Consider the following 22,151-nt stretch of genomic DNA (forward strand, 5'->3'; position numbering starts at 1 on the left):
ATCTTGTTCTCGCTCATGTACATTATGCGGGTCAAAGTCAGGGAGATCACCGGCGTGATGATGATATAGAACAGCAGGTTCAGCAGAAATTCCGGCGTGACACCGTGAGCCGTGAACAGCAGCCCGCCTGCAATCAGAAAGGCGAACACGCCGTTGACGGCGGCGGTGTAGAACATCATGGGCAGGCGCAGGTCTTTGGTGTAGGAGATGACCCACTTTTCGTACTCATCAATGGTGGTCTTGAATTTTTTGAAGGAAAACACACTCTGCCCGAAGGTCTTGACCACCGGAATGCCCCGGACGTATTCCACTGCCTCGTTGGACATGGCCTCCAAGGCGTTGCCGTACTGCCGCATTTTTTCAACCATCCGCTTGCCGGTCATGGTCGCCATAATGAGGAAAGCCAGCACCACCGGCGCAAGGCTCAGCAGCCCCAACCTCCAGTCGAACGCCAACAGCAGCACCAGCAGCCCCACCGGGGTGGCGATGGCATTGTACTGGTCGGGCAGCTGGTGGGCAAGATAGGTCTCGGCGGCTCCGGTGCTCTCGTGGATGATCTTGCGCAGTTTACCGCTGCCGAAGGTCTCAGCAAAGCCCAGCGGCAGCACTGCCAGATGCTCCGACACTGCCAGCCGCAGATTTGTCGCCACCCGGAACGCCGACAGATGGGAGCACATCAGCGCCGCAATGTAAATAAGGTAAGACAGCACTGCGAATAACACTGCCATCCAGCCGTAATGAGGAATGTTCACCGCCTGCGCATAGTTTGGCGCCGCGTTCAGCACATCTCGCAGAATCTTCCAGATGTATACAAAAGGCACCAGTGCCACCAGCGCACTGGCCGCAGACAGCACCCACGAAGCGTAGGTGAAATATCGGTGGTTCCCGGCGTAATCCATCAGCCGGGAAAGATCGGATTGTTTTTTCAATTAAATCACGTCCTTTCTTCCGCATGGCGAAATTCCAGATGATAAGCAAGGCACAAAAGCGGCAAATTTCTTTTTCATACGGTACCTCCTGAAGTTCTTTGGTTAGTGTTCTCTAACTGCTGGATATTCTAACATGATTTGTGCTTTCAAACTATTCCGTTTTGTTTCCTATATTGTTTGTTCAAATCCAATCTTCACGATCTGCATATTCATCACTCCGTCACCGACCCTTGCAAGAAAGCGGAAAAATCCGCTGACGGACGGGTCTTTCAGGTCGTGGTAGCCCAGCATATAGCCCCGGCTGGCGATATGCAGGCGACTGTCCCATGCACCGATCTCGCGCTTGGCGTCCGAAACGGCGAAGTACGCGCCGACATCCTTGATTTCCGCATCCTTCAGCCATGTTTTCAGCATCAGCTTTACTGCCTTCTCATTGGCGGCATCGAACGCCAGTACAGCGCCCGGAAAAGCGTCTGCCATAGCACGTACCAGTGTTTTTACCTGCTCCTTTAAGAAATAGTAGAACACTCCCGCAGCAAAGAAGACCGCACCGCCGGAGGCGTCGATTCTCTCAAACCACGATGTATCGTTGAGGTCGCAGGGGATGTTTTCCTCCCGATCCCTGGCCGGGAGCAGCTCGTTGCGCACAGCGATGACGTCAGGAAAGTCCAGATTGTAGAGCTTGCACTTACCGTTATCGCAAGCCCGACCTGTGCTGTCCAACCCGCAGCCGAGATTCACCACCGCCGCATTGGGATGACTTTTCAGATACTCCCGCACCTCGAAGGCAAGGTCGTTCTGCCGCATGGCAACCTCTAAAAAGCCAAACCGCTGCATGAGTCTGTGGGATTTCTTCTGAAGCGCCGAAAAATTATAGTCCACCGCATTCACCAGCCGCAGTGCCGTTTCGTCCCGATAGAGGCTTGGATATACCTCTGCGCACATTTTCCGTGCATAGAGTGGGATGATCAGCGTTTCCTGTACAGTGTTTTTCTCGATTTTATAGTTCATGGTTTCTCCCCACCCTGCAAGTAATTCCCACACTCTGCCTCCAGCGCCTGCTATAGGTCTTTGCCATTTCCTCCGCCACCGGCAGTGCGCCGCGATAGCATACGCCGCCGTGGGGCATCACCATCAGCTCCGGGCACTCCTGTCCGAACTCAAAATATTTCAATACTCCGCCACCTCACACTCGTTTCTTTTGATATCCGCAGTCGCAGTAGGGTCCGCCGGAGGCAAGGGTATACTGCCGCACAAAGTCCGTCATGCCGCCGGCCTCGCTCATGGCGTAGTCCAAATGACACATGGCGGGTGTCAGGTCATAAAGCCCCAGCTCCTGCATCAGCGTGCAGATGCCGCATTTCGTGAAGCGCCCCTCATAACCGCTGCCGTCGGGATACTCGTAAAAGTCCATGTTCCACGAGTAGGGGTTGCGGTCAGCCGCCTTCCGGGCGGCGGTGGCTTTCATGGCGGCAATATCCTTGGGCGTGAACTTCGACTTGCCGCTTTGGCGGCAGAACCATTTCATCAGCGGCGTCATCTGCGCTTTCTCATAGTAGTCGGTAAGGCTTTCCACATCGGGACGGCGCGGCATGGAGAGGACAAACGCCCCCAGCATGGCGCAGCCAATGATGTTCATGCTGAACCGATCACCTTTTTCAAATTCGGGCAGCTTTGCGATGATCTCACGGTACTTCGGCTTGGCCTTTTCCGTGATTTTACGTGCGGTGTCCGGGTCATAGCCCAGTACCGCCGTCAGCTGCGCTTGAAAGGACTTCGCAAACACTGCCCATATGGCTATGGGCATTCCCATCCAACGCATCTCACTTCGCTCCTTTCCATTCTGCCAGAGTCCGGTTCATCCGCTTCTCGATGTCTTTCCGGGTCTGGCTGCACTCCTTGGAATATTTCTTTGCTGCCTGAAACGCCAACTTTACAAACAGACCGGAGCCAACCGGCAGCATGATTTTCAGCATCCCCTCCGGAAAGACAAAGTGGGTGCCGTGAGCATAAACCATTGTTTCAATCTCGCATTCATGCGACTTTTCCGCAAGGCGCTTTTCCATACGGCGGATATACTTTGCGGTATCCCACAGCGCATCGTCCTCCGCGCCGATCAGCAGCAGCTTTCCCCGGATGTTTTCAACAGGAATATATTCCTCCGGCTCGATCGGATGCATCACCTCGGAATCGTCAAACAGCTTGCGGGAGTTAACCATATCGCCAGTGCGCTTGCTCTCTGCGGCGACGCAGTGCCAATAGTCGGGATGCTGATAGCAAAACGGCATATAGGGCAGCGGCTTGCCCCGGTAGGAGAACAGCGACTCGCCCTCGACCGGCCATTCCTTGCAGCCGTCCCTTTTGCCCTGCATGAAACCCTGCCACACAAAATCGCTGGGCGTCATGGCAATGGTTAGGGTAACATCCGGGAACATGGCAGCCGCTGTCAGCGCGAGCGTTCCCGTAGTCGATGCACCGGCAATGCCAATTTTATGGTTGCCGTTGGCTTTCAGCCACGAAACGGCCGTCTCCACACGCTCCAGCGGATAATTATGATGGCCGTAATCCTTTTTCGCAGGCGACATGGTGAGCACATTTACGCCCCGCCCGCAGAGCCATTTCACAGCTGAACGCGCAAGCCGATCCTCCGGATCGTCACCAATCATCGCAATGACCGCGCAGTCCGATCCGTCGGCACACGCCCAGTACGCGCCGTAAAAGCCGGCGGTCTCCACATCAAAGTGCTGATGCTTCATCGCTTTCCCTCCATGATATCCTTCACCAACTGCACCCAGCGCTCCGGATAACAGGCCAGCAGCTCCTCGTGCTGCAAGTCCTGCTCGTGAATGGCTGGGTTTGCAAAGTGCCGTTCATAGCGCTCGCGGTATTTCTCACCCATTTTGAGCGCATAGAAAATATGAATCTCTGTTCCCGGAACGTTGATCTTGTCCGGCAGCGGGGTGACAAGGTCGGAATAGAACTGATTCTTGCAGCTCTGCACGGTCACATAAGGTCGTGCGCCGCCGAGCATCTCCATGAACGCTTGCACATAACCGCCCATTTCCGACTTTCGCTGCGTGAGGCGTTTTTGCAGTAATCGACTCTTGAACCGTCCGTCCCGAATAAACGGATAAATCAGCGGCAGGAGCAGATTTGTTTGCAGCTTTGCCGCAATGGGAGATGCTTGGTCAAGATCAGAGCTGCCGAGAATTCCGTAATCCATATGAATATTCTGCCGCGCCGCCAGCAGCCCCACAAAAGAGCCGCCCAGCGAGCAGCCATAGCTCGCCCGGATATGTCCGCCGCAATGTTTCTGAATGTAAGATTCTATTTTCTCTTTTTCCTCCAGCATAGTGGGAAACTCGGTATGTTCCGTTTCATCGAAACCATCGTAGCTGACGCAGAGAACGCGATACCTGTCCGACAGCAGCGGAATGCCCCGTCCCAAATTGCCCTTCCAGTGGCAGCAGGTGCCGGGAAGCAGTAGGATGACCGGGGCATTTTCTGCGCCGAAGGAATAAACCTTCATCTCCCCATCCCCTTCAGGAACCCACTCTTTGCCATTTTTTCCGTGTCGTCCGATTCATCATAAGCGTCATAAGGCGCGGTGGGGTCGGGAACCCGCTTTTGGAACGGTGAGCAAAGCTTGTCCTTATGGGCAAAGGCGAACTCGAAGTTGTCCGTCCAGCCGGTGTGACCGGTGAGAAACAGCGGATGCAGGTCACGGCTTTGCAGCTTCTGCTCCAGCGCCGCCAGCGACTTTACCGCCAGTTTGTTGCTTTCTGCCAGAGAGGAAATGAAACTGTAGCCGCCGTCCGCGCCGAACCAGATAGTGTCGCCGGTGAAGAGATATTTGTCGTCAATGAGATAGACCATATGACCCCATGTGTGACCGGGGACAAAGAAGCACTCAATTTTGATGCCGTCAATCTCGAAAGTCTCGCCGTCATGCAGCAGCACCTTTTCGTTGTTAATTGTGACCTGCGGCAATTTATAGAGATGGTATATGACTTTTCGCCGCACCTCGCCGGTGAGATACCGGTTTTCAATCTCGCCGATATAGAGCTTTGCGCTCCGGAACAAACCGGGGCTGTCTGCCTCCACCGCGCCCACGTGGTCGGTGTCCTGATGAGTGATGAGGATGTGCCGGACGGACTGCGGGTCGATGCCCAGCCAGTCCATTTTTTCTGCCAGCTGGTCATAGTTATACCCGGCATCGATCATGATGGTGGTATCGCCCTTGCGGTAGAAGAAAATGTTCGCCACCCACTCCCGCACGCAGGCCACGCGCTCATCCACCCAGCCGGTGTTCAGCGGCTTGAATATTTCCTTGCCGCGGTACATCTTGCTCATTTCCTTTTTCTGAAACTCGGTGGCTTTCTTTGACATCGGTATTTCCTCCTTACAGCAGCAGCCCGAGTCCCGCAAGGAGCAGGGAAATCATGGCCATTCCCAGTGTTCCGAACAGCCATTTCTTCTGCTTGTCTGATTTCGAGATGTACGGCATCAGATCCTCTGTCCCCGGTATCACCCACGCCTTGGTGTGTCCGACCCAGTAGCCGTCAATGCCAAACCGGTCGATGAGATTCATCACGGACAGGATTACAAAGCACTGCCAGAAACCGCCCCAAAATGTCTGCGCACCGTTGATGGCATACACGCAAATCAGCACATAAGCAAGATATCCCGGAACGCAGATCAGCTTGAAGCGCAGCGAGTTTTGCTTGATCTTTTCCTTTGTGGTCAGACCCAGCGCAACGCACCGTTCCTGTACCTTCGAGTCATACAGATGCACCATGCCGACAGCGCCCTTGTGGATGCCGATGGCGCACACCAAGACCAGTAGCGCCCCCAGTCCCAGTCCTTCCAGAATCGTTTGCAGCAGCATTCCTTATTCCTCTCGCTTCTGTCCTGTCACGCAGAGCCAGCCAATTTTGTTTTTATGGATTTGAACATTGCAGAATTCAGCGTTTTCCAGAAATGTTTTCAGCTCATCGCCGCTGTATATGGTCATACCGCCGATAATCTCCGTCCACTTCTCATCCTTGTCCGTGTCGCCACTGCTCTCGTTGCAGATGAGAAAGGTTCCGCCGGGCTTCAGCACCCGATAAATCACCCGAAAACATTGCGGCAGATTCGGCCAGAAGTAGACTGTCTCAAAAGCGGTGATCGCATCGAACCAGTCATCTGCGAAGATTATATCCGCCACACTGCCTTGTAGGACGGCACAGCGCCCCTCCGCAATGGCGGTCTTGTTGACCTTTTTCGTCTTCTCCACGCTGACGGGAGAATAGTCGATACCCTTCACGATACCCTGCGGGCATTTTTTCAGCAGCCTTTTCATGTTCGCACCGCCGCCGCAGCCGCAGTCCAGCACCTTGGCATCCGGCGCAGCATTCAGAAATTGAAGCCCCCAGCGCGCCACAGGGCTGTGACCCAAATTCATCATGGCGACCATGAGCTTCCCGCCGAGGCCCACAGGTTTGCGGGTGTTTTCAAAGAATGACATCTTCTACAACTCCTTTTCCACCACAATGATCTTATTGGAAATATTCCGCACGGCGGGCAGCTTTTCCAGCAGTTTATAGATCGGTGCGAATGCCGCCATGCCCTCCGTCAGACTGTGTTCCTCCATGAATCGAAAACCCGGCAGCAGTTCGGCAAGTGCTTTCCCATTCTCGATTCCCCAGTTGAATTTGGCATTGCTTGCGTCAATGGATTTCTCCTTGAAGTGCCGCGCCATCGCAGGATTCATGGTTTCCACAAAGACTGTGGCTTTCTCAAATCGGCGGGAAATCACCGTGAAAATGCGCTGCATATCCGCTTCTGACAGGTACATAGTCAGCCCCTCGATGACGATCAGCACCGGCACATTCTGCTCGCTGATTTTGCTGCCCCAATCGTCCATGGCAGACATGGCAATCTGCGAAATCGTGCCGCTTTCCGGCAGCAGCTTCTCACGCACGGCCATGGCCTCCGGAAGGTCCAGGTTATACCAATGCGCATAACCTGCCATCCGATAGCACCGGGTATCCAGCCCGCAGGCGATGTTGACCACCACCGCGCCGGGGTGCGACGCAAGCCATTCCTTCGTCATCCGGTCGAGCGCGATGGTGCGGGCGATAACGCCGCTGCGCATGGCTGTATCCTTGTCCGCAAGGGAAAAATCGTAATCCAACTTCCCGATGATTTCTTCCGCCTTTGTATCATGGATAGCGCCTCTGCCGCTGCTCTCTTTCGCCCTTGCATAAACGGTTTGCAGCATAGTCTCCGGCACGCCGGAGAGTTTGATCTTTTCTCTCATGTCATATTTCCTCCGCTTGTATAGTCAGAAATTTTTCCGCATACCGGCAGAACTTTTCCGGGTGCACCATCACCAGCTCCGCGTGGGCCATCTTGGGGATGCCATGGATGCGCGCCTTAGGAAAATAGCGCTTGATGAACCGGATATCCCGCCTGCGATCCTTCTTTTCATCGTCGCCGTACCAGTAGGTGATTTTCGCACCGATTTTAGCGGAGCGCTTCGGAAGCGCATAGTTGTTGGCAGACCAGAATACATTGCGGATCGTCCGAACGGAAAAAGTTTTGAGATAGGCTTCCATGGCGTCGTACTCCTTTTTGGGGTCGTGCCCTGCGGTGGTAAACCGTTCCGGCGGAAAGGCCGCTTCCAGAATTTTTCGGCTGTTCGCCGCCATTTTAAAGGACACAATATCCCGCCAAAGCAGCAGCTTTCGCACCGGGTAGAGCAGCTGATAGGGCGTGATCCCGCCGTCGATGATGGCCCGGTCGATGGGCATTTCCCCCAATGCCAGCATACGGGTCAGGCAGGCACCGCCCATGGAGCAGCCATAGGCCCCACCCAGACGGGAGACGCCGTGGCTCTTCAAATAGGAGATCACCTCGTCCACGGTCTGCTCGACTGAGGTGAAATCCCCGGGATACTCCGGCTGATGGCCGTCATACACCACCTGAAAAACATGCCATCTCTGAGAAAGCAGCGTGATCGTGTCGGCAAAGGCCCATACAGGCTCTGCCGTGCAGGGGAAAAACAGCAGCGTCCGCTCCTGCGCCTGCCCGTGTTCCAATATCTGCATGGTTCATCCCTCCGATTTCACGCACTCTGCGTAGGTCAGCGGGAACGAGGCTTTCAGCACGGTGCTTTTCCGCACCGTCCAGCCGTTTTCCCGCAGAAATGCCAGGTATTCGTGGCTTGTCCACTTGCTGTGGAGAGGGAAGCCCGCCAGCTTCATGAAAAATGCTTTGCCCTTTCCACGAAAGTCATTACCGGCATGAGTAAAGGTCGGTGCGACCAGTATCCCGTCCTCTTTCAGCACCCGACGAATTTCAGAGAGGGCTTTCTCCGGCTCCGGCACGATATGCAGCGCATTGGCCACGATGACCACGTCAAAGCTTTCGTCGGCATAAGGTAGGTGGAACATATCCTGCACGGAGAAATGCAGCTTGGCGGATCGGTTGTCCCGCTTCGCTTCTGCGATCATCTCCGGCGAAGCGTCTGTGGCATCAATATGAGCGGCACTGTTTACAATGTTTTTGGCGATCAGCCCTGTGCCGGTCGCCAGCTCCAGAACGTTTTTTTGCCGTACCACGGGGCGCAGCAGCTCGTACATCTGCTCATAAGCTGCGGCGTCCTTTCGCATGAAGCGGTCGTACCGCCCGGCGTTTTTATCCCAGAAATTTTGACTGTTTCTCATGATTTCGCCCTCACAACGAGATGTTAAACTCCTCTAACTCACATGGATGGCACAGATGGGTTAGAGCAGGCTAACCGTAGTCCTTTGAAAAAGCCGCATCACTGCGGCTTTTCCGCTTATGCAAATAGCTCCCGGCAGGCGCCCCGCACCAGCGTTTCCAGCACCTGCGGGTAAAGCACCCCAATCTGCTCCTGATGGGAGACGGTTAAAATCAAGCCCCGCACTGTGGCGGCAGCCAGCGCCATACCGCCCTTGGGCTGCAAGCCGCCCATCTCCAGCAGGGTACGGATGTGCGTCTCGTCATCGTGGTAGTGAGCGGTCTTCACTTCCTCCGGCAGGCGGTGCAGAAGAAAATCTGCGTCATTTTCGATGAACACAAAAGCTTTTGTCCTGGAGAGCCACCGACAGGCCGCCAGGATCGCCGCTGCCGCGCGGTCGGCAGGCAATAAGGCTGTATTTTCCTGCAAAGACTTCTGCGCCGCCGCGAAGCACTCGGTATGAATGTCCTCCAGTACAGCGAAAAACAGCAGCTCTTTGGAATCAAAGAATTTGTAAAATGATCCCTTGGAGATCCCAACGGCCTCCGTCAGCTGCTCCACAGAGGTTTTTCGCATCCCAATGGTAATGCCGCAGCGCCGGGCCTCCCGGATCAGGTCTTTGCGGATCTGTTCATTCTGTTCATCTGTAAAAGCCACTGCGCACGCTCCTTGGATTTATGACCATATTGTTCATTTCAGTCAAATTGTAGCACGATCCGAAGATGTTGTCAACGGCGTCGTTTTGCTTTCCGTCATGATCAAATCAGATCCAGCCGTTCCATCTCAAACGGAACCACTGTAGATTTCAGCAGTCTCGTCTCCGGCAAACCCTGCACAAACCGTATCGCCGTCTTTGCAAAGATATTGCTTTTCACCGTGTCCCAATCCGCCAGCTTTACGATCTCCGCCGTGCCGTTTTCAAAATCAAACCGAAGCTTGCCCCATTCGCTGTCGTTGTCTGCCTGATACAGGTAGACAGCGGCGGCTATTTTTTTATTCTTCTTGCGGCGCTCGGTCTGTTTCAGCGTCACGGTATGGATCACACCGCTTTCCAGCAGCTTCAGTCGCAGTTTGTCTAATGTACGCTGGTAGAACCGCTTCGCACCGCTGGCTGTCGTTCCTTCAAAATCCACCGCTAAATCTTCAAAGGTGGACTGCGTGGACAAGGGGCTGACGCGCCCGCAGGTCATGCAGATGGCGTTCCGCTTTCCCAGATACCATTGCTCTTTGTAGGAAAGCTGCTCAAACGCCGCCGTGACCGTCTTTGCCTGTATTCCGTTCCATAGGATTTCGGCATAGTTCCAGCTATCGTCGCGCGTCACATCCTCGCTGGTTTCTTCGCCGTTCTCGTCCTGCTCCGTGCGGTAGAGGGAAACAATGCTGCGGTTGCGCTGGGCAATGGTCAGCAGCTCATCCGCAGATACGCTTTCGTCCTTGTATCCGCTTTGGATGGCAAACTCGGAAACGACCTCTGCGCGTCTCTTACCCGAATTGTTATAGATTGCGCCGATCTGACGCACACGCCGGTACTCCGCAAGACTGGCAAAGGAACCGACTTCTCCCATCATACGGCAGAACAGCAGCCCGTCCTGAATATAATGCTTCGCGTATTTCAGGAATTCTGTTTCCTGCGCCGGGTCGAACCTCGGCAGGCAAAACAGCAGCATTTGCAGGAGTTCCAGCTTATAGTCCAGAAACCGCGCCGGATCGTAGCGATCAATTCCGTTGTGGGTGAGAAATCGGTAAATCACGCTGTTCAGACGCTTTTCAAAGTGGTGCAGGAAGAAGGAAAAGTATGCAAGGTCTTTGTGACGGACAGTTTCGCGTATGTAGTCGTCCAGCTCCATTTGCGGCGGTTCCGGGTCAAGCCGAAAGATGTTCCGGACTTCGCACATGGTCAGGCTGTCCTCATTGGCGAACGGCACTTTGGACGCATAACCGGACAGCTCCCATGTGTAGCCCGCAAGCTGTGCCGGTATCAGTTTGTTACGGTTATCCTCCATGTCTGCACCTCCCACCGCTATGGCGTTCCATTACCGCTCCATCGTTTCCTTCGCTTCCGCCAGCAGAGCCGCCTGCTCCATCTCGGCGGCATAGCCGCCCTGCGCATAGCCGATGTCTTGCAGGGCTTTCTCCAGCTTGCTTTTTGCCAGTGCTTTCATTGCGGCGGCGGTCTGCTCGTCCAGTGTGCCGCGGCCAAGATACTGCGTGATCGTGTTGAACCGCTTCGTATAGATTTTCTTGATGGGATGGTCGGCGGCAAGCTCCCGCTGCTCCCGTCCACGGAGATTCCCGACTTGACGGCAGGTACGCCCGCGCTTGTCTCCGGGAGCCAGACCGTCGCAGTATTTGGCGTATCTTGCGTCAGTGGTCAGAAACCATTTCCCACAGACCGCGCATTTCCTCGGCGCGTGTCCGACGCATAAACCTTCAAAAAGATCGGCGCGGAACATCCCAACGAAGGATACAAAATGCATCCGCTTGACAAGCTGCGCCTGCGTATTTCCGAGACGGATCGCAGGGACATACTGCACTGTCGCATTGGTCAGTGCCATCCATGAGGGATTGCTTTCCTCCAGAGTCACGTTTTCCTTGAAAAACTGCCCGAATGCAGCGGCGTATCCCGCAGGCGTTCGTATTTCGGCATTCTCTTGCAGAAATTCTGCAAACGCCGTCATAGTTTTCTTGTACTGGTGCAGGGAATAGCTCAAATGCCCCAGCACTGGAATAACGCGCACCAGCAGCGCCGCCAAGGGATGCGCTCCTGTGATATTGCTGGCTGCCTGCTGCTCCATCGGGAGCTGCAAATACTCGTTCAGCTCGGTAAATGCTTCCTCGGAAAATGCCTGCATGAGATAATCTTCAAACTGCTTTCTGTCCAAGCGGGAGAACGGTTGGACATCATGCAGCGCATGAATGATGGTCTGTCCCGCCTCCTGCGCTTTCGGAAGAAGCTGCCTATCCACATTCTTTGCCCCGATGCCGGTCAGCAGCAGATTCAAGGTCATGCACGGCGCGTCCAACTGCGCAATCGTTTCGTCTGGGATATTCAGTACCGCACAGCCAATCGTGCCGGTCGGCATGACGCTTCCTGCATAGGTTACGGTATCCTGCCAGAAATCCAGAGATAAAACCTTGTGGCTGATAAGCTCCTGTGCCATGCTGCACCCTCCTGTCATGTTTTTTTTGAAATGAACTTGTCATGCCATCCGTCTGCTTTTTGCGAATCCGAACATAAAACAGGCAGAGAGGAGTGAAAGCTGCCTCTCCAATCTATTTTACGGAGGATAACGCATGAATTGTTTTCAGAACGTCAAATATGGCGTAAGCTGCCGGGAGGCGGCGGAGCGGTACGGCGTGGAGGTCAACCATTACGGCATGGCGCTCTGCCCGTTTCACAATGACCGGCATCCCAGCCTGTATGCGGCGGACGATGACTATTATTGCTTCGCCTGCGGGGAGCACGGAGATGTGATTGATTTTGTAAGCAAGCTGTTCCGGCTCTCGCTGTATGATGCAGCGCAGAAGCTGGCCGCAGACTTTCACCTCACACCGGACAAGCCGCCCAGCGCAGCGGCGCTCCACACAAAGCGCATCCGAACAGAAGCACAGCAGCTCAGAGAAAATGAGCGGCTGTGCTATTCTGTTCTGTCCGATTATGCCCGTGTGCTGCGGGACTGGAAGGCAAACTGTGCGCCGCAATTACCGGCAGAAGTACCGGATGAACGATTTGCAGAAGCCTGCCACAAGCTGGATGAGGTGGAGTATTACTTGGATATTCTGTGCGCGGGTGATTCCTATGAACGCGCCGAGGTAGTTCGTTATCTGCTTGCAGATGGTCGGCTGGACAAGCTCAAGGAAACAGTCAATGGGAGGGACGCCGCGTGAACAAGAAGTATGCAGAGCTTGATTTCCCAGCATGGTTCGATGGCAAGGACGTCAATGAGGCGGCTTTTTGCCGGGAGTTTTTGTCAAAGAACAAGCTCATCTATACGGACAACGCATTTTTCACACCGGATGGGCGGCTGACAGACCCGCTGCTGCTGAAAGAGAAAATCTATGCCGAACTGGAGTGCTGTGCCGCAAAAAACATTCCGCACACCATTTCCAATATCGTGGAGATCATGAAGTTGGCGGCTCATGCAGAGAGTTTCCCGACGAAGCCGGATGAGATTCATGTGCAGAACGGGACGCTCCGCATCGATGGCAGCTTTCTCGCAGGACGTTCTGAAATCGTGCGCAGCCGGTTTCCCATTGCTTACAATCCGCAGGCGGAGGAGCCGGTTGTCTGGCTGCGTTTTCTCTCCGACCTGCTTTACCCAGAGGACATTCCCACCTTTCAGGAATATATCGGCTATTGCCTCGTTCCCAGCACCAAGGGGCAGCGCATGATGATCCTCAAGGGCGAGGGCGGCGAAGGAAGATCGCAAATCGGTCCCGTGCTGGCGCGGCTGTTTGGCTGCAATATGAAGGACGGCAGGATTGCAAAAATCTCCGACAACCGGTTTGCCCGCGCCGATCTGGAGCACATTCATCTTCTTGTGGATGACGATATGAAAATGGAGGCTCTGAAGCAGACCAACTATGTCAAATCCATCGTTACCGCACAGGATAAGATGGATCTGGAACGCAAAAGCGTCCAGAGCTATCAGGGGTGGATGTATGCCCGGCTGCTGGCATTCTCCAATGGCGATCTGCAATCCCTCTACGACCGCAGCAACGGCTTTTACCGCCGCCAACTGATCCTGACCACAAAAGAGAAGCCTGCCAATCGTGTGGACGATCCTGATATTGCCGAGAAGATGAAGCGAGAGGTCGAGGGCATTTTTCTCTGGGCGTTTGAGGGCTTGCAGCGGCTTGCGGCAAACAGCTTCCGATTCACGGAAAGTCCCCGGACGCTGAACAATCGGGAGTACGTCAAGCGTGACGTCAACAATGCCATCGACTTTATGGAATCCACCGGCTATATTCGGCTGAAGGCGGATATGTCTGTCACCTCCAAGGAGCTGTATGCCATTTACGGAATCTGGTGCGATGAAAACGGGCTGACACCTATCAGGCAGCGCTCGTTCAGCGATTTTCTGACGCGCACCCACTCGTGAACAAAGCTGCCCATGCCGTGAAATGCTACCTGCCCTGCGCCATTGGTACGTATGTACACAGCAAAATGCCGTAATTCCGCTATGTACAGAGTGCTGGTAGGATGTCAAAAAAGGCACATTGCAGTCAATCCTTGTGAAATTCATGGAATTTTTCACTGTAAGCCGAACGCAATGCACCGTCCGGTGGTTTATCGTAGTGTGAAGCCATTGCACTGGGATGTGGTATATCCCACCGTTCCGCATGACCTCGCCCAGAACGATGAAGCCGATAGGGTGCTGCTGCGAACAGGGCATCACGGGCGGAAATCTGAGCGGATTTGCGGCACGGCAGATTTTTCACCTACAAGCATACCAAAATTACCGATACGAAAAACCGCTACACGAAATTATGGAGGTAAAAATTGATGAAATCCAATCTGAGAAACGAAATCAAGTCGTACATCGTCCGTCAGGGAATGACCATGCAGGAGGTGGTCGATCTGCTGCACGACGAGCACGGCTGGTCTGACAGCGTATCCAACCTGTCCAACAAGCTCCAGCGGGAGTCCCTACGCTACACAGAGGCTGTTCAGCTTGCCGACGCGCTGAGGTATGAAATCGTCTGGCAGCGAAAGAAAAACTGACGATCCGGGAACATCCCGAAAGTCCCACCGGGACGAAGGGCGCACTTCTATACATGGTCAAGCCCTGTATGTGCGTCCTGCGGAGCCTATCACCCGGACAGTTGCGTGTCCGGGCTGTTTTGCGTCACTTTGTTCCGTACAAGGGGCTGGTCTCGCCTGCCGAACCAAACGCGCACACAACCTGATCGTCCGCAGCGCGGATATGGAAAGCATTGCTCCGCTGACGAAGCTGTTGACACGTGCTGAGTTTTATGCCTTGGCCGAAAAGGTTTTTGACCTGCCGGTGGTCAAAGGTCTGCTCATGGCAGCGGTCAACGAACACAACCGGTCTGAACAGAAAGAGGGGGGCTGAGTATCACGTTATTCCATTTTCATGTGACGCAGATCAAACGCAGCGCGGGACAATCCGCCGTGGCGTCTGCCGCCTACCGTGCCGGAGAAAAGCTGCACAGCGAGTATTACGGCGAGGACAGCGACTACTCCCGTAAGGGCGGTGTGATCTGTTCGGAAATCCTGCTGCCATCCCACGCCCCGCCGGAATACGCAGACCGTGAAACGCTCTGGAACGCCGTGGAAAAAGCCGAGCGCGGAAAGAAAGCGCAGCTTGCCTACAGCTTTGATATTGCCTTGCAGAACGAGTTTTCCATGCAGGAGAACATCGCTCTGGCAAGGCAATTTTTGTTGGACGATTTTGTGAGTCGGGGCATGGTAGTGGATTTTGCCGTTCACTCTCCCAACAAGGAGAATGGCGGCATTTCCAATCCCCACTTTCATGTTATGTGTCCCATTCGCCCCATTGAGCCGGACGGCAAGTGGGGAAATAAGCAGCGGCGGGAATATGTGTTGGACGAGCATGGTGAGCGTATTCTGGATGAGGCGGGCAACTATATGTTCAACGCTGTGCCGACCACCGACTGGGGCAGTCCCGAAACCTTGGAGTATTGGCGGCAGGCGTGGGCTGATCTGTGCAACGCGAAGTTTGTGGAGAAAGGTTTGGATTGCCGGATCGACCACCGCAGCTATGCCCGTCAAGGCATTGAACAGATTCCTACCGTCCATGAGGGGCCGTCTGTCCGCGCAATGGAAGTGAAGGGCATCCGTACCGACAAGGTCGACTTCAACCGCTGGGTTCGCAAAACCAACGCCATGCTGCGGAAAGCAAAAAATAAAATCGCCTCTTTGCTGGAATGGCTGAAAGCGGTTAAGGAAGAACTCTCCAAGCCGCAGCCGCCTATGCTGAACGATCTGCTGATGACCTATTACAATAACCGCAATAAAGGCGCATACAGCACAAAGGCCAAGACAGCCAACTTACAGCGGTATGCGGATGCATTCCGCTTTTTGCAGGAGAAGCAGCTTTTACCACCGATGATCTGGATGCCGCGCTGCATTCCATGCAGAACAGCATCAGCGCAATGAAAGCGTCTGCCGGGGAAAAGCAATCCTGCATCAAGGAACTGGACGAGCTGCTGCGCATGGCACAGTATTATGTCGATGGAAAACCGGTTGCGGATAAGCTGGGAAGCATCCGTTTTGAAAAATCCAGACAAAAATACAAGTCGGAGCATGACGATACGCTGCGGCGTTTTATATGGCGGAACGCAAGCTGAAACCGTATTTCAAGGATGGCAAGCTACCCATCACCGCATGGTGCAAAGAGCGTGAGCGGTTGGAGCAGGAGCGGCAGCAGACACAACTGCGCAGCCGCAAAAACGAAATAGAATTATGAGAAAGGAATCGTATATGGAAAAATTATCAGCATTGACAAAATCAACCGTGCCGTGATGGAGGGGAAAGACGATTTGGTCTTTGAGCTTTGCAAGGCCTTTGACCATGAAAGCTGCTTTGATCCGATCTTTGACCCGCCGGAGTCCTTTTTGCAGGGGTGTGAGGCCTATTGGAGCAGAAGAAGCCCCTTCTGCAAAACCGTGGAGCGCAAGATTGGAAACACGTGGTACACCATTGAAACCGTCTGTGACGGAACCGAGCCGCTTACCGCCAAGGTAAAACGGCTTATTTTTTCTGACCGGGAGGTGGCTTGTTAATGACAGTGACACAAAACTATAGTAATATAATTCCAGGCATACCGATTCTGTCGGCTGACCCGAACGTGAAGGAGGACGTTATGACGGATCAGCAAAAAAATTACGATACTCTACTGCCGCCTCAGCAACGAGGATTCGCAGGATGGCGAGATGCGTACAGGAGGGCTTTGAACTGGTAAAGCAGGGATTGGTAGGCTGCTGGCTTTGCAAAGACCTATCTCGCTTTGGTCGTGATTACCTGACTGTAGGCCAGTACACCGACATCATCTTCCCCAGCTACGATGTGCGCTTCATTGCCGTCAACGACGGCGTGGACAGCCAGCGCGGGGACGGTGAGGGCTTTGCCGCAATCCGCAACTTATTTAACGAGTGGTATCCAAGAGATACCTCCAAGAAAGTCCGTACCAGCCTGCGTCAGCGCGGCACCAGCGGCAAGCATCTGGGCAAACCGCCCTATGGCTACCGCTGCGACCCGAACGACAAGGACAAGTGGATTATGGATGAGGATGCCGCCCCGATTGTCAAGCGCATCTTTGACCTCTGCATTGACGGCAAAGGCCCGGAGCAGATTTCGCGGATTCTTGAAAGGGATCAGGTTCTCACGACCAAGGCGCTGTATGCCAGCCGTAAGGGAAAGCCGATGCCCAAGAACCCGTATGGCTGGAGCGATCAATCCATCATCGGGATTCTGGAACGGCAGGAATACACCGGATGCACCTGCAATTTCAAGACCTACTCCAAGTCCTACAAGCTGAAAAAGAGGATTCCCAACAATCCGGAGGATATGTTCATCGTACCGGATACGCAGGAAGCTATTGTGTCTCAGGCACAATGGGACAGAGTGCAGGAGCTGCGCAAAAACAAACGCCGTCCCGTGAAAGCGGAACGGCAGGGGTTGTTCTCCGGGCTTCTGTTCTGTCCCGATTGTGGGAATAAGCTGCACTTTGCTACCTGCAAAAGCTTTGACGGCAAGCAAGACCACTATGTATGCTCCAGCTACAAAAGCGGTCGAGGCACCTGTTCTGCCCACTATATCCGGGAAGATGTACTGCGGGAACTGGTACAGGAACGGATTCAGGCGGTCAATGCGTATATTCGCAGCGATGTGGAGGACTTTCAGGAGGAGTGGTTGCATTACCGCCGCGCCGATCAGGAACGAGACATCCGGGAAGATCAGAAGCGCGTGGAGCAGGCAAGAAAACGCCTTGCCAATCTTGATGTGGTCATGTCCCGGCTCTATGAGGATTACGCTCTCGGTGAGATCGGCAAGGAGAGGTATAAGAAAATGACGGCTGATTATGAAGCGGAGCAGGAACGGTTAAAGCTCGAAATTGAAACAACGGAAGAATGGGTCGAGCAGCGGCAGGCAATGGGCGATGATCTGGACGCTTTCATTGCGCTGACGAAAAAGTATGTGGATGTCACGGAGCTGACGCAGACGATTGTCAACGAGTATATCAGGAAGATCGTCATTCACGCACCGGATAAGTCTGGCGGCAAGCGCAGACAGAAGGTGGAGATCATCTTTAATTTCGTTGACGAGGTGGAGATCCCCGTGCTGGCAGAACCCATGATCGCAGAATCTACCCTTGGACGCAGAAAAACGGCGTGACCTTCACGGTCACACCGTCCTCTGCCCCAACCGCAAGACTTATAGTTCCTTACGACTGTTAAGCCTTGGTTTCGGGTTCTTTTTGTGTGTAATTGAGAATGGAAAATGAACGCAGTTTCTTTCTGGTTTGTGCAGGGTGTACCGTATGGGAGTACAGTGTGCGCCCATAGCACGACCGAACGCGCCCGGTTAACGGTGTTTTTGGTGCCTTTACGGTTAGGTGTTTGCAAATGAATTGACAAATGGCGGGCGCTCCGGAGTGGTCTCTCTTGCATTTTGGGCAATTCACCCTCTGAGGGCACTCAACCCTACGGAGTATGTAGAACGGGTGCCGTTTTCACGAGGTTTACCATTATATTCATCATTTATTTTCTGTTTTCAATTCTCCGTTTGCAACACGGGAAATGAAATTTCAGACAAAAACAAAACAGGCTCGGATAAAACCGAGCCTGCTTTGCTGTGATCGGGAGGTGTGATCCGATCACAAAGAAGAAAAGAGTAAAAAAGAAAGGAAAAAAGAGAGATAGACAATTAGTAAAGCTGCGTTTTGCAGCATTTGTGCTGTTTTTAAGCACTTTCTTTGAACAATTACAGTATAGCGTGGTTTTCGTCGAAATGCAAGAAAAATTGTTCGGCAGTTTGTATAAAAATACTATAAAATTTTTCGGCGGGAATTGTGCTTTGCGTTGAGCGTGTGAAAAACCGCCGTCTCTCGAACCGCTTCGTTTGTGAAAAATCGCGTCTGGTGGAAATCTATCCCTTGACATATTGCTCATATTGTATATAATGAGTATATACAACAAAAAAGGAGGGACGGCATGGACATCATAGTATCCAACATGGACAGCACGCCGATCTACGAGCAGATCACACGTCAGATCAAGGCAAAAATCCTCGGCGGAGAGCTGCAGCCGGGGGAGGCGCTGCCGTCTATGCGCCTGCTGGCGAAGGAGCTGCGCATCAGCGTTATCACGACCAAGCGTGCGTATGAGGAGCTTGAGCGCGAGGGCCTTATCACCAGCCAGACCGGACGCGGCAGCTTTGTTGCACCGGTCAGCAGCGAACGTCTGCGGGAAGCGCAGCTTCGCACGGTGGAAGACCACCTGACGGACGCGGTGCAGGCGGCAAGACTGGCCGGACTGTCTGCGGACGAGTTCGCAGAGCTGGCACAGACACTGTTTGAGGAGGAAGGATTATGAGAGAGAATGCACTGGAGCTGCACGGCGTCTGCAAGAAATACGGCGGTTTTGCGCTCCGCAATGTGGGATTTACCCTGCCGAGAGGCACGGTAATGGGTTTAATAGGAGAAAACGGCGCCGGAAAGACAACGACCATCAAGGCGGTGCTCGACCTCATCCGGCCGGACAGCGGCGAGATTACCGTGCTGGGGGAACACGGCTCGAATCCGTCCGTCCGTGAAAAGATCGGCGTGGTGCTCGAGGACGGCGGTTTCCCGAGCGCGATGAGCGCCGCACAGGTGAGCACGCTCCTCGGCAGAGCGTACAAAAACTGGAACGCGGAGCAGTTTGCGTCGTACATCGAAAAATTCGGCATTGACCGAGAAAAGGCCATCAGGGACTACTCCAAGGGCATGAAAACCAAGCTGAATATCGCGGCAGCGCTGTCGCATGACGCGGAGCTGCTGCTGCTTGACGAGCCGACGAGCGGTCTTGACCCGGTCGTGCGGGATGAGGTGCTCGATCTGCTGTACGACTTCATGCAGGACGAAAACCATGCGATCCTGCTGTCCAGCCACATCACGAGCGATCTGGACAAAATCGCGGACGAGATCACCTTCATCCACAAGGGCGAGGTGCTGCTGAGCGAGCCGAGAGATGAACTGCTCGACACCTGCGGTATACTGCGCTGCACCGCCAATCAGCTGGACGCCCTCGACCCGTCCGCCGTGCGGGCAAAGCGCGTGGGTGCATTCGGCTGTGAGGCCTTGGTAAGACGCGACGGCGTACCGGAAAACTGGTCGGTCGAGCCGGTCAACATCGAACAGATCATGCTGTTTCTGACGAGAGAGGAGGACGCAAGATGAAAGCAATGCTGTATGCGGACTGGATGAATCTGCGCCGGTCGATGAAGGCAATAATGATCGCAATAATTGTAATTGCGCTGGTCTCGATCGTCTCCGGAAAAGGGCTGTCGTTTGTGCCGGCTATGCTGTGTATGCTGTCGCTTATGGTGCCCGCAACGCTCATGAGCAGCGATTATGCCTACGGATGGGATAAGCTGAGTCTGTCGCTTCCGGTCTCTCGGAGCGATGTGGTGAGCAGCAAATTTGCAATCAGCCTGCTGGTCAATCTGACGGTTGCGGCACTGGGCATGATATGCATTGCGGGCATGAATGCCTTCGGCGGTGATGCAATGACAGAGGATATGATGGGCATGCTGGCCTGTGAGGCGGTCGGCCTTGCGCTGATGGGTATTGAATTTGTACTCGTTTTACGGTTTGGTCCGGAGCGCGGACGGTATTTCCTCATTGCCGTAGTGTGGGTGCCGATCATCGCGCTGACCGTCGTCAAAAAGCATCCGGCATTCAATAAACTTGTGCAGGCGGTCGGCGGCATGGACAGCTGGCCGGTCGGACAGCTTGCGGCGTTCTTCGGCGGACTGGTAATTGTCGGTGCCATCGTGTACGCGGTATGCTGGCGCATCGGTGTGGGCATTTACCGGAAAAGAGAGCTGTAAATGCATAAAATCCCTCTCGCTCCATATAAATAGGAACGGGAGGGACGGAGATTGAAGATTTTCAGCTTTACACTGCCTCTGGTGGTCGGCGGACTTGCGGCATGGCTGACGATGGGCAGCATGTCGCAGTATGCGGCGCTGGTGCAGCCGCCGCTTGCGCCGCCGGCATGGATATTCCCCATTGCGTGGACGATTCTCTATGTGCTCATGGGCTGGGCGAGCCTGCGCGTGCGGCAGTCCGGTTCGCCGGAGCGAAGCAACGCGCTTGCGCTGTATTACACGCAGCTTGCAGTGAATTTCGTGTGGCCGCTGCTGTTTTTTCGCGTTGGACTGTACGGAACGGCGTTCTGGTGGCTGATTCTGCTGCTGGCACTCGTGCTCGTCACCGCAAGAGCGTTTTACCGCATTGACAAGCAGGCGGGATGGCTGCTCGTGCCATACCTGGTCTGGCTGATGTACGCGGCTTATCTCAATGCCGGAGTCTGGTTCCTGAATAAATGAAAAAGGGAGCAAATCGTGTGATTTGCTCCCTTTACGTTACTCATATCTCAGTTTTACGTTTTCTGCATTGCACAGATCAACGTACTCCTTCGGCGGTTCGCAGTCGGTGATGAACGCGGTCAGGTCCTTGAGGTGGCAGAACGTGACGATCGCTTCCTTGCCGATCTTGGACGAATCGACCATGCCGTAGATGTTATCCGCGCGGTGAACAACGGCACGCTTGATCTCGGCTTCGAGGAAGGTGGTGTTGGTCATGCCTGCAGTCAGCGACACGCCGGTCGCGCCCATGAACGCCTTGTTGATACGCATGGTGGACAGCGCTTCGATCGCGGACAGGCCGACAAACGAATCCGTAGTCGGGCTGTAAATGCCGCCGAGCGAGATAATATTAAGGTTATCGTACTTGGAGGCCTCACTCAGCGCGCCGAGCGAGTGTGTGATGATCGTAATTCGCTTTTTTGCCACAAGAAACCGCAGCAGACACAGGGTGGTCGTGCCGGAGTCGATAAAAATGGTATCGCCATCCGCGACCTCCTCGGCGGCCAGACGGCCGATGAGAGACTTGTCGATCTGGTTGAGACCCGAACGGATGGGCGTCGGCACGGCACCGGACGGCACCGTAGCGGTCACGCCGCCGTATACCTTGGTGATGTGGCCGCGCTGCTCAAGCTCGTTCAGGTCGCGGCGGATGGTATTCTTGGACACGCCAAAAACCTCGCACAGCTCGTCAATGCTGACGGTCTCGCGCGAGATGACATATTGCTCTATCGAATTGAGACGGCTGACTTTCATATTCACAGCTCCCACATAATAATATCCGCCCAGTAGTATCCGAATGTATCCACAATGTTTTCTTTAGTTTATCAAATTTGTAACCAAATGTCCACCGCTC

The 22,151-nt window shown here is 54.2% G+C and carries 26 protein-coding genes and 1 pseudogene; 12 read left to right on the plus strand and 15 right to left on the minus strand.

Annotation, left to right across the window (positions count from 1 at the left end; translation table 11 throughout):
- The 14 genes from ACWVX6_RS07400 to ACWVX6_RS07465 all read right to left on the minus strand — a co-directional run.
- Positions 1–929 (minus strand): ABC transporter transmembrane domain-containing protein (locus tag ACWVX6_RS07400; RefSeq protein ID WP_455152793.1); only part of this gene is annotated, 929 nt, incomplete at its 3' end.
- A gap of 168 nt (positions 930–1,097) precedes the next feature.
- Complete coding sequence (locus ACWVX6_RS07405) at positions 1,098–1,940, minus strand: class I SAM-dependent methyltransferase (protein WP_455152794.1); 843 nt, start codon at positions 1,938–1,940, stop codon at positions 1,098–1,100.
- Positions 1,941–2,115: 175 nt separating this feature from the next.
- On the minus strand, positions 2,116–2,751 hold the full coding sequence (locus ACWVX6_RS07410; protein ID WP_455152795.1) for an L-2-amino-thiazoline-4-carboxylic acid hydrolase: 636 nt from the start codon (positions 2,749–2,751) through the stop codon (positions 2,116–2,118).
- 1 nt (position 2,752) lies between these two features.
- The gene (locus tag ACWVX6_RS07415; RefSeq protein WP_455152796.1) at positions 2,753–3,685 is read right to left on the minus strand and encodes an acyl-CoA thioester hydrolase/BAAT C-terminal domain-containing protein; all 933 of its coding nucleotides are present in this window, start codon (positions 3,683–3,685) and stop codon (positions 2,753–2,755) included.
- Complete coding sequence (locus ACWVX6_RS07420) at positions 3,682–4,458, minus strand: alpha/beta fold hydrolase (protein ID WP_455152797.1); 777 nt, start codon at positions 4,456–4,458, stop codon at positions 3,682–3,684. The genes ACWVX6_RS07415 and ACWVX6_RS07420 overlap by 4 nt, the downstream gene beginning before the upstream one ends.
- The gene (locus tag ACWVX6_RS07425; protein ID WP_455152798.1) at positions 4,455–5,318 is read right to left on the minus strand and encodes an MBL fold metallo-hydrolase; all 864 of its coding nucleotides are present in this window, start codon (positions 5,316–5,318) and stop codon (positions 4,455–4,457) included. The genes ACWVX6_RS07420 and ACWVX6_RS07425 overlap by 4 nt, the downstream gene beginning before the upstream one ends.
- A 13-nt stretch (positions 5,319–5,331) precedes the next feature.
- Positions 5,332–5,817 (minus strand): hypothetical protein, encoded by a 486-nt coding sequence (locus tag ACWVX6_RS07430; protein ID WP_455152799.1) that lies wholly within the window; start codon positions 5,815–5,817, stop codon positions 5,332–5,334.
- A 3-nt stretch (positions 5,818–5,820) separates the two neighbouring features.
- Positions 5,821–6,438, minus strand: coding sequence for a class I SAM-dependent methyltransferase (locus ACWVX6_RS07435; RefSeq protein ID WP_118760400.1), 618 nt, complete (start codon positions 6,436–6,438; stop codon positions 5,821–5,823).
- A 3-nt stretch (positions 6,439–6,441) separates the two neighbouring features.
- Positions 6,442–7,233, minus strand: a complete 792-nt coding sequence (locus ACWVX6_RS07440) for a class I SAM-dependent methyltransferase (RefSeq protein ID WP_118760401.1) — start codon at positions 7,231–7,233, stop codon at positions 6,442–6,444.
- A gap of 1 nt (position 7,234) precedes the next feature.
- On the minus strand, positions 7,235–8,023 hold the full coding sequence (locus ACWVX6_RS07445) for an alpha/beta fold hydrolase (RefSeq protein WP_118760402.1): 789 nt from the start codon (positions 8,021–8,023) through the stop codon (positions 7,235–7,237).
- A gap of 3 nt (positions 8,024–8,026) precedes the next feature.
- A complete protein-coding gene (locus ACWVX6_RS07450; protein ID WP_118760403.1) occupies positions 8,027–8,641 on the minus strand; it encodes a class I SAM-dependent methyltransferase in 615 nt (204 codons plus the stop codon).
- A 116-nt stretch (positions 8,642–8,757) separates the two neighbouring features.
- Positions 8,758–9,336, minus strand: a complete 579-nt coding sequence (locus tag ACWVX6_RS07455; RefSeq protein ID WP_118760404.1) for a TetR/AcrR family transcriptional regulator — start codon at positions 9,334–9,336, stop codon at positions 8,758–8,760.
- A gap of 101 nt (positions 9,337–9,437) precedes the next feature.
- Positions 9,438–10,682 (minus strand): hypothetical protein, encoded by a 1,245-nt coding sequence (locus tag ACWVX6_RS07460; RefSeq protein WP_202183494.1) that lies wholly within the window; start codon positions 10,680–10,682, stop codon positions 9,438–9,440.
- A gap of 30 nt (positions 10,683–10,712) precedes the next feature.
- Positions 10,713–11,840, minus strand: a complete 1,128-nt coding sequence (locus tag ACWVX6_RS07465) for a DUF6076 domain-containing protein (RefSeq protein WP_118760405.1) — start codon at positions 11,838–11,840, stop codon at positions 10,713–10,715.
- A 133-nt stretch (positions 11,841–11,973) separates the two neighbouring features.
- Between ACWVX6_RS07465 and ACWVX6_RS07470 the strand changes: the two genes are divergently transcribed.
- From ACWVX6_RS07470 to ACWVX6_RS07525, 12 genes and pseudogenes are all read left to right on the plus strand, one after another.
- The gene (locus ACWVX6_RS07470) at positions 11,974–12,567 is read left to right on the plus strand and encodes a CHC2 zinc finger domain-containing protein (protein WP_118760406.1); all 594 of its coding nucleotides are present in this window, start codon (positions 11,974–11,976) and stop codon (positions 12,565–12,567) included.
- Positions 12,564–13,781, plus strand: a complete 1,218-nt coding sequence (locus ACWVX6_RS07475) for a DNA primase family protein (RefSeq protein WP_118760407.1) — start codon at positions 12,564–12,566, stop codon at positions 13,779–13,781. The genes ACWVX6_RS07470 and ACWVX6_RS07475 overlap by 4 nt, the downstream gene beginning before the upstream one ends.
- A 404-nt stretch (positions 13,782–14,185) precedes the next feature.
- Positions 14,186–14,404, plus strand: a complete 219-nt coding sequence (locus ACWVX6_RS07480) for a DUF6471 domain-containing protein (protein ID WP_118760408.1) — start codon at positions 14,186–14,188, stop codon at positions 14,402–14,404.
- Entirely contained in the window at positions 14,373–14,756 is a 384-nt protein-coding gene (locus ACWVX6_RS07485; RefSeq protein ID WP_256372129.1) for a DUF3847 domain-containing protein, read from the plus strand. Before ACWVX6_RS07480 ends, ACWVX6_RS07485 begins: the two co-directional genes overlap by 32 nt.
- Before the next feature lie 2 nt (positions 14,757–14,758).
- Positions 14,759–15,719: pseudogene (mobQ, locus tag ACWVX6_RS07490) on the plus strand (MobQ family relaxase); the annotation flags it as partial.
- A 100-nt stretch (positions 15,720–15,819) separates the two neighbouring features.
- Positions 15,820–16,014, plus strand: coding sequence for a hypothetical protein (locus ACWVX6_RS07495; protein WP_455152800.1), 195 nt, complete (start codon positions 15,820–15,822; stop codon positions 16,012–16,014).
- Between the two features lie 192 nt (positions 16,015–16,206).
- A complete protein-coding gene (locus ACWVX6_RS07500) occupies positions 16,207–16,449 on the plus strand; it encodes a hypothetical protein (RefSeq protein ID WP_455152801.1) in 243 nt (80 codons plus the stop codon).
- A 142-nt stretch (positions 16,450–16,591) separates the two neighbouring features.
- Positions 16,592–18,061, plus strand: coding sequence for a DUF4368 domain-containing protein (locus ACWVX6_RS07505; RefSeq protein WP_455152802.1), 1,470 nt, complete (start codon positions 16,592–16,594; stop codon positions 18,059–18,061).
- An 818-nt stretch (positions 18,062–18,879) separates the two neighbouring features.
- On the plus strand, positions 18,880–19,260 hold the full coding sequence (locus ACWVX6_RS07510) for a GntR family transcriptional regulator (protein ID WP_418914249.1): 381 nt from the start codon (positions 18,880–18,882) through the stop codon (positions 19,258–19,260).
- The gene (locus tag ACWVX6_RS07515; RefSeq protein ID WP_455152803.1) at positions 19,257–20,105 is read left to right on the plus strand and encodes an ABC transporter ATP-binding protein; all 849 of its coding nucleotides are present in this window, start codon (positions 19,257–19,259) and stop codon (positions 20,103–20,105) included. Before ACWVX6_RS07510 ends, ACWVX6_RS07515 begins: the two co-directional genes overlap by 4 nt.
- Positions 20,102–20,758: an ABC-2 transporter permease gene (locus ACWVX6_RS07520; RefSeq protein WP_455152804.1), complete on the plus strand. Its 657-nt coding sequence runs from the start codon at positions 20,102–20,104 to the stop codon at positions 20,756–20,758. The genes ACWVX6_RS07515 and ACWVX6_RS07520 overlap by 4 nt, the downstream gene beginning before the upstream one ends.
- Positions 20,759–20,809: 51 nt before the next feature.
- A complete protein-coding gene (locus tag ACWVX6_RS07525) occupies positions 20,810–21,259 on the plus strand; it encodes a TspO/MBR family protein (protein WP_455152805.1) in 450 nt (149 codons plus the stop codon).
- A gap of 36 nt (positions 21,260–21,295) precedes the next feature.
- Here ACWVX6_RS07525 and ACWVX6_RS07530 read toward each other — a convergent pair whose 3' ends face one another.
- The gene (locus tag ACWVX6_RS07530) at positions 21,296–22,051 is read right to left on the minus strand and encodes a DeoR/GlpR family DNA-binding transcription regulator (protein ID WP_117491063.1); all 756 of its coding nucleotides are present in this window, start codon (positions 22,049–22,051) and stop codon (positions 21,296–21,298) included.
- Between the last annotated feature and the right edge of the window lie 100 nt (positions 22,052–22,151).

This window comes from Butyricicoccus sp., assembly GCF_977037065.1.